Annotated in this window: 4 protein-coding genes; 2 read left to right on the top strand and 2 right to left on the bottom strand. The window is 63.1% G+C overall.

The features are described 5' to 3' along the window. Nucleotides 1-629: 629 nt before the first annotated feature. Nucleotides 630-2,597: a M23 family metallopeptidase gene (locus tag AC1DVW_RS20195; protein WP_477325337.1), complete on the top strand. Its 1,968-nt coding sequence runs from the start codon at nucleotides 630-632 to the stop codon at nucleotides 2,595-2,597. A 59-nt stretch (nucleotides 2,598-2,656) separates the two neighbouring features. Here AC1DVW_RS20195 and AC1DVW_RS20190 read toward each other — a convergent pair whose 3' ends face one another. Next, complete coding sequence (locus AC1DVW_RS20190) at nucleotides 2,657-4,216, bottom strand: MFS transporter (RefSeq protein ID WP_477325335.1); 1,560 nt, start codon at nucleotides 4,214-4,216, stop codon at nucleotides 2,657-2,659. Between the two features lie 170 nt (nucleotides 4,217-4,386). Between AC1DVW_RS20190 and AC1DVW_RS20185 the strand changes: the two genes are divergently transcribed. Then, nucleotides 4,387-5,019, top strand: coding sequence for a TMEM175 family protein (locus AC1DVW_RS20185; protein WP_477325333.1), 633 nt, complete (start codon nucleotides 4,387-4,389; stop codon nucleotides 5,017-5,019). On the opposite strand, the gene AC1DVW_RS20180 is transcribed toward AC1DVW_RS20185, so the two are convergent. Beyond that, entirely contained in the window at nucleotides 4,993-6,483 is a 1,491-nt protein-coding gene (locus tag AC1DVW_RS20180) for a L,D-transpeptidase (protein ID WP_477325356.1), read from the bottom strand. The two genes, AC1DVW_RS20185 and AC1DVW_RS20180, sit on opposite strands and share 27 nt — an antisense overlap. Between the last annotated feature and the right edge of the window lie 128 nt (nucleotides 6,484-6,611).

The following is a 6,611-nucleotide window of genomic DNA, read 5'->3' as shown; positions in this document are numbered from 1 at the left end:
CCCTGGCGGGATAAGAGGTTCAGCAGGACTCTGCCGCCCACGTTTCTCTTTCTTCAATATTCAATTTTCAAAGAACAGACGCCGCAGACGCGATGTCGTGGCCCGTTACGCTTGTGGCTTCGGGGCCGTCCGAGTGTCGCTTACGCGGCTCTCTTGAATTCTCACAAGGGCTTTCTCAGAAGCAAACTGCTTCGCCGCCAGCGGCGCACCGCCCTCGTTCGTGAGGCGTATATAGTCGCCACCCATCCAAACTGTCAACACCACTCAACCATGTTTTTGAACTTTTTGCGACAGAAGTTTTGGAGCCAGCGGACTGCCCCAGGGAAACATTGGGGTGCCAAGAAGGAGCCCTATTGCCGCCGCATTGCCGTTCGACACCAAGACCAACAAAGAAGGCCTCCGCGCGACCCGCGCGGCGCCTTCTTACAAGAGACCAAAGCGGGGTCTGCGTACCATCGGTTGGCACCTCCTATAAGAGAGCAAAGACGCCTCTCTATAAGGGGCCGTAGGACAGAGCGTGTGAGTGGGGATTTCGCCACTTCGTTGACTTCACTCGCCGTGACAGGCAAATGTCATGGCCCAACAAAAGCGACAAGCCGTTCCGCCCGGGGAAGAAGCAGCCTTTCTGGATGCCAGACACGGAAGATGTCATAGCCGTACTCGGCAACGAGCCGCCGCTGATCGCGGACGGTCGCAGCGGCCCGCCCGACCGGCGCGAGGTCTCGGCGCGTTGGCTGTCGGGCACCTTCCTTACCGGCGTCACCTCGAGCGTGCTGATGGGCGTGGCGCTGTTCGCCGCCCTTGACGGCCGCCAGCAACTGGCGACGCCGCCCGAGATCGCCGAGCTGATCAGCATTGCCAATGGCGATGATTCCGGTGAAGTCGCCAAGACCACCAGGCTGGTGCCGCCGCGCCAGATCGCCAAGGCCAAGGACCGTCGGCGTATGGAGGTGTCGATGGTGACCAAGGTCGGCGACCGCGACGTCATCCACACCATGCCCTTCGTGCAGATCAAGATGGCGCTTGCCGCCGGGCATACGACCAATCGCCCCTATCCGCCCTTCGACCCGATGCAGGTATTTGGCGACGACGGCGACGACAATGCCGGCCAGCCGGCAACCGCCGCGGCTGCCGCCGGCCAGATCTATGGCGCCAAGGTCGAAAGCGAGATGAGCCTGAAGACGGTCGACTTCCCGATGGAGACGGCGGCCTTCGACGAAAAGAGCGACCTGTCCGCCGACGAGGTGGAGAAAGTGGTGCGCGAGGCCGGCTCGGACCTAAGCGACGGCGCCGTGCAGGTCGCATCGCTGCATTATGTCGATCCGCAGAGATTCGGCGATGCTTTTGCCGAAAGCATGGCCGGCTCCTACGACGTCAAGATCGTGCCGGAGAACGTCTCGGTGTCGCCCCGCGCCATCGCCGACGACCAGACGCCGGCTTTCGCCGAGGAAATCATTCCCTTCACCAAGGACCGCGACATAACAGAAGCCTTTGCTGATTCGGGCTATACGGGTGATGACGCCACCGGCATGGCCGAGGCGATCGCCAAATTGCTCAACGCACCGGCGCTCAAGGCAGGAACCGTGCTGCGCGTCGGTCTTGAGGTGCATGGCGACGCCGCCAAGGTGGTCCGCACCAGCGTCTACGACAAGACCACGCATATCGTGACCATCGCGCTCGACGATCACGGCCAGTATGTGCCGGCGCAGGAGCCGGAACCCAATCCCGAATTGCTGACGGCGTTCGACGACTCACCGCCGGTGGTGGTGCGCGGCAATCTGCCGAACATCTATGACGGCATCTATCGCGCCGCCTATTCCTACGGCATGTCGAAGAAGATGACCCAGCGGCTGGTCAAGCTGCTGGCATCAGGCGTCGACTTCCAGTCGCGGCTCAATCCGGCGGATCGCCTCGAAGTGCTGTTCTCGCAGCCGGACGGCGACGACCAGGCGTCCGACGACTCTGAACTGCTCTATGTGTCGTCGACCTTCGGCGGCCAGACGCGCAACTTCTACCGCTTCCAACTGCAGGACGGCAGCACCGACTATTTCGACGAGAATGGCTCGAGCGCCGAGCAGTTCCTGCTGCGCAATCCGCTGCCCAACGGCAGATTTACCTCCGGGTTTGGTGCGCGCAAGCACCCGATCCTCGGCTATGTCCGTATGCATACAGGCACCGATTGGGCCGCTCCGATTGGATCGCCGATCATCGCCGCCGGCAACGGCGTCGTCGAGAAGGCCGGCTGGGCTGGCGGCTACGGCAAGCAGATCATCTTGCGCCATGCCAATGGTTACGAGACGTCCTACAATCACCAGAGCGCTTTTGCCAAAGGCATCGAGCCGGGCGTTCATGTCCGCCAGGGCCAGGTCATCGGCTTTCTCGGCCAGACCGGCCTCTCCACCGGTCCACATCTCCATTACGAGTTGATCGTCAACGGCACCAAGGTCGATTCGATGCGAGTCCGCCTGCCGGTCGGCAAGGTGCTGAAGGGCGACGACCTGGTTGCCTTCAAGCGCGAGCGCGAGCGCATCGACGACCTGCTCAAGCAGCAGGACAGCAACTCGCTTAAGGTCGCGAGCGCCAAGATCGAAGGTTAACCCTTCGCGCCCCCGAATCTGTGCCTTCGAATCAGTGCTCTCGAGTCAATACAGACGAATCAGCTCTGCCGTTTTTCTGGGCGGGGCGACCATGGCATCCGCTCGCCGGAAACGGTCGTCCAGGCAATAACTGCCGAAAGCAGGCAAAGCAGTGCGGTGACCCAGGCGATGGCCGAGAAGGCCGCATCGCTGGCGGCGAGCCGCGTTGCATCGAGTTCGGGCGGAATGCCGGCCATTGCCGGTTCACCAAAGCCCGGGATGCCAGGCCTGACGCTAATATCCAGCACCGTCGAATAGACTAAGGCGGCGAGCGACCCCATCGCCGCCACCGCGATCAGGCCGCCAATGCGCGACACCGCATTGTTGATGCCCGAGGCAGCACCGGTATCCTTGTCCTCGACCGCTGTCATGATCGCGGTCGACAGCGGCGACACGACCAGCGCCATGCCAAGCCCCATCACCGCCATCAGCGGAAAAACCCCGGTCCAGAAACTGTGGATGCCGGCACGGCTGAGCCAGGCAAGCCCGGCAAAGGCGCAGGCAACGACCAGACTGCCTGTGGCGATCGGAAAGCGCGGCCCGATGCGATCGGACCATTGTCCGACCGGACCCGACAACAGCGCGATCGACGCCGACAGCGGCAGGAAGATGAAGCCGACCTCGGCCGTGCTGAGCCCCCATCCGGCGATCAATAGCATCGGCAGGTAGAACAGATTGGCCGACAGCGCGAAATAGAGGAAGAAGGTTGCCACATTGGCGCCGGCGAAAGCGCGTATGCGAAACAGCGACAGGTCGATCATCGGCTCACGCTGCCGGCGCTCGAAGACAATGAAGAGGACGAGCAGCACCGCGCCGGCGGCGATGCTCGGGCCCGACATAAGTCCCTCGCCCTTGCCGCTCATCGAGGTCAGGCCGTAGGCCAGCGCCCCGAACGCCAGCGTGGCCAGCGCCGCACCGCCGAGATCGAGGCTGCGCTTTTCCGTTGGCGCATCGGCCGGGATCTTGGCCAGCAGCAGATAGATCGCGAACAGGCCGAGCGGCAAGTTGACGGCGAAAATCGCCCGCCAGATGCCATCGCCGAAAGCCGACAGGACGAGGCCACCCAGCACCGGGCCAAGTGCGGTGGTCAGCGCCGAGGCCGCCGCCCAGATGCCGATCGCCCTGCCGCGCTCCTTCTTCGGATAGGCCTTGGCGATGATGGCGAGGCTGCCCGGCACCATGATGGCGGCGCCGATGCCCTGTATCGCGCGAAAAGCAATAAGCACACCCGCGTTCGGCGCCACCGCGCAGGCCAGCGAAGACACGATGAACAGCGCAATGCCGGCGACGAAGGCACGCCGCAGGCCGAATCGGTCCCCGGCCGCACCTCCGGCGAGGATGAGGGCCGACAGCGTCAGTGCGTAAGCGTTGGAAATCCACTGCGCCTCGGCAAGGCTGGCGCCGAGATTGACGCGGATCGCCGGCATGGCGATGGCCAGGATCGAACCGTCGATGAAGCCGAGCGCCGAGGCCAGGATCGCCGCGATCAGCACAAAACGGCGCTGCGCTTGCGGACAAAACGAATCGCTTGGAAGGGAACCGGTCAGGGGGATGGCGGCAGCTTCGCTTGGAGATTTCATGGAAGCTTGCTTAGACCTGCAATGCGCCGGCAACAACCGGCCAGCGAGCGACCCACATTGAAACCAGATTCGGCAACGGCCTGACCGCGTGGGCAGGATGTCGCCGATCCCGGTGCAAACCGCGAATCTCATGCTAAGTTTTTCGGAGCAACCCAAAGAGGGAAAAACACATGAAGCGACCGCTCGAACCGTCTGCGGAGGCGCGCGGGCGCGTCGTCGGCATCACCGATGGCGTCTTCGCCATCGCGCTCACCTTGATCGTTCTCGAAATCAGGGTGCCGGCGCACGAAATGGTCCACTCGGAAGGCGAATTGCTTTCGGCGATCGCAGCCCTGGCGCCGCGCTTTCTGACCTATGCGCTCAGCTTCCTGACGCTGACCATCTTCTGGTTCGGCCAGCAGGCGCAGCATGGGTTGATCGCCAGGTCAGACCGGCGCCTTGCAACGCTGAACCTGTGTTTTCTCGCCTTCATCGCTTTGCTGCCGTTCTCGACCGACCTTCTGGCCGACTTTCTCGAATTCAGGACAGCGGTGCTGGTCTACTGGCTCAATCTGCTGATGCTGGGCGTGACGCTGTTCGCCAGCTGGCGGTATGCGGAGAAAAACGGCTTGGTCGCCGAGGACGTCGACGCGGAAACCAGGCGCACCGTCTATATGCGCATCGTCAAGGCGCAGATCCTGTGGGCGGTCGGCGCGGCGCTCTCTCTCATCAGCCCCTTGCTCAGTGTCGGCTTCATCCTGGTTGTGCAGCTGATCTATGCCACCGCGTTGCGTGGCTCATTGCTGCGCAAGGTCATCGGCTGACGATCCGCCGACGAACTCGACTGTGACGCCCGGCGAGACGATCTTGGCCAGTTCGCGCGCGTCCCAGTTGGTCAGGCGCACGCAGCCATGGCTTTCGGTCTTGCCGATCTTGGAGGGTTCCGGCGTGCCGTGAATGCCATAGGTCGGCTTGTCCAGCGCGATCCACACCGAGCCGACCGGGCCGTTCGGGCCGGGCGGAATGGTCAGCACCTTGTCGTTTTCGCCTTGCTTGAAATTGATGTTGGGGTTGTAGGTGTAGTTCGGATCGAGCGCGATCCGCGACACCGCATGGATGCCGGTGGGTGACGGCGTGTCCGCAGAGCCGATGGTTGCAGGGTAGGCTGCGATCAGCTTGTCCGCCGCGTCATAGGCGAAGACTTCCTTCTTGCCCTTGTCGGCGACAATGCGGGCAACCGGCGTCGCCACCAGCTTGCCGAAATTGGCGACCTTGATGATCGTTCCGGGGCGGTTGAAAGCGGCCTCCGGGTTCAGCGACTTCAGGTAGGCCTCATCCATATGGAAGCGCTCGGCCAGCGCTTCGGTGACGGAGGTGTAGCCCATGCGATCGAGCTGCGCCTTCTTGCTGTAATCTTCCGGTATCGAGGCGACATAGGGGCCGGCGGCGTCCTCCGGTGTGATGGTATAGGAGGCGAACGCATCACCGCCGGATTGCGCAAGGGCTGCCTGGATGCCGACCGCATCGGTCGACTTGAGATTGCTGCCGGTGATCTCGTTGTAGGCGGCGAGCGCTTTGTCGACATTGGAGCCGAAGCGTGCGTCGATGACACCGGGCGAGGCGCCGGCTCGGTCGAGCAGCACCTGCAGGTTCGCCACGTCCTGGCGTGCGCCGAGCGAAAGTGACGGATCGACCGATGCCTTGCCGTCCGTCTTTGACGGCAGTGCACCTTGCTCGGTCGGCTCGACGGGTTCTATCGAAGCCTCGTCCAGCGGCTGGCGCTTGACAGTGCCCGGCTCCTCGGGCTGCGAAATCTCCGGATTGATACCACCACCCTGCGGCGGATCAGGAAAGGCTTGCTCCGAATTGTCGCCATAAGGACCGGATTCTTCGACCTGCGGCTCGATGATGATGTTGCCATCCTCGTCCAGCCGCTTGCGGCGGTAGCGCGCCATGTCCTCGGGATTGTCGAGATAGTAGCGGTCGTCATCTTCGACGGGTGCACGTCCGAGTTCGCGTGCCCGCAGTTGGCGGCGCAACGCACGGCGGTCGAGCCTGGTCTGCGGCGGCTGGATGGCGATCACCTTGCCGGACTCCGCATCGACGATGACGCGGTTTCCTCTGGCATCGTAGTAGACATCGAAATCGCCGTTCTGGGCGACAAGCACGCCGCCAGCGTCGCCAGCGTGAGCAACCCGCGGCGCGGTGTCCTGCGTCGGCGCGGCGAGCGCGGCGGAAGAAACGAGCCCAGCGGCGAACACCGAAAGGGTGAAGATCGTGCGGAACATCGTTGCCAAACTCTCCGATCCGTAGTTGCCGCCGCCCGGCAGTGTCATGCTAGGCGAACCCCTTCGCCAGCAAACCAGTTACCCCACCATAAGGTTCCAACATGAACCGGGCATGAAGATGGCGGATT

This window comes from Mesorhizobium sp. P3_B5, from assembly GCF_056402815.1.
The sequence above is the reverse complement of the archived record's forward strand: the minus strand, read 5'-3'. Positions and strand labels throughout refer to the sequence as shown.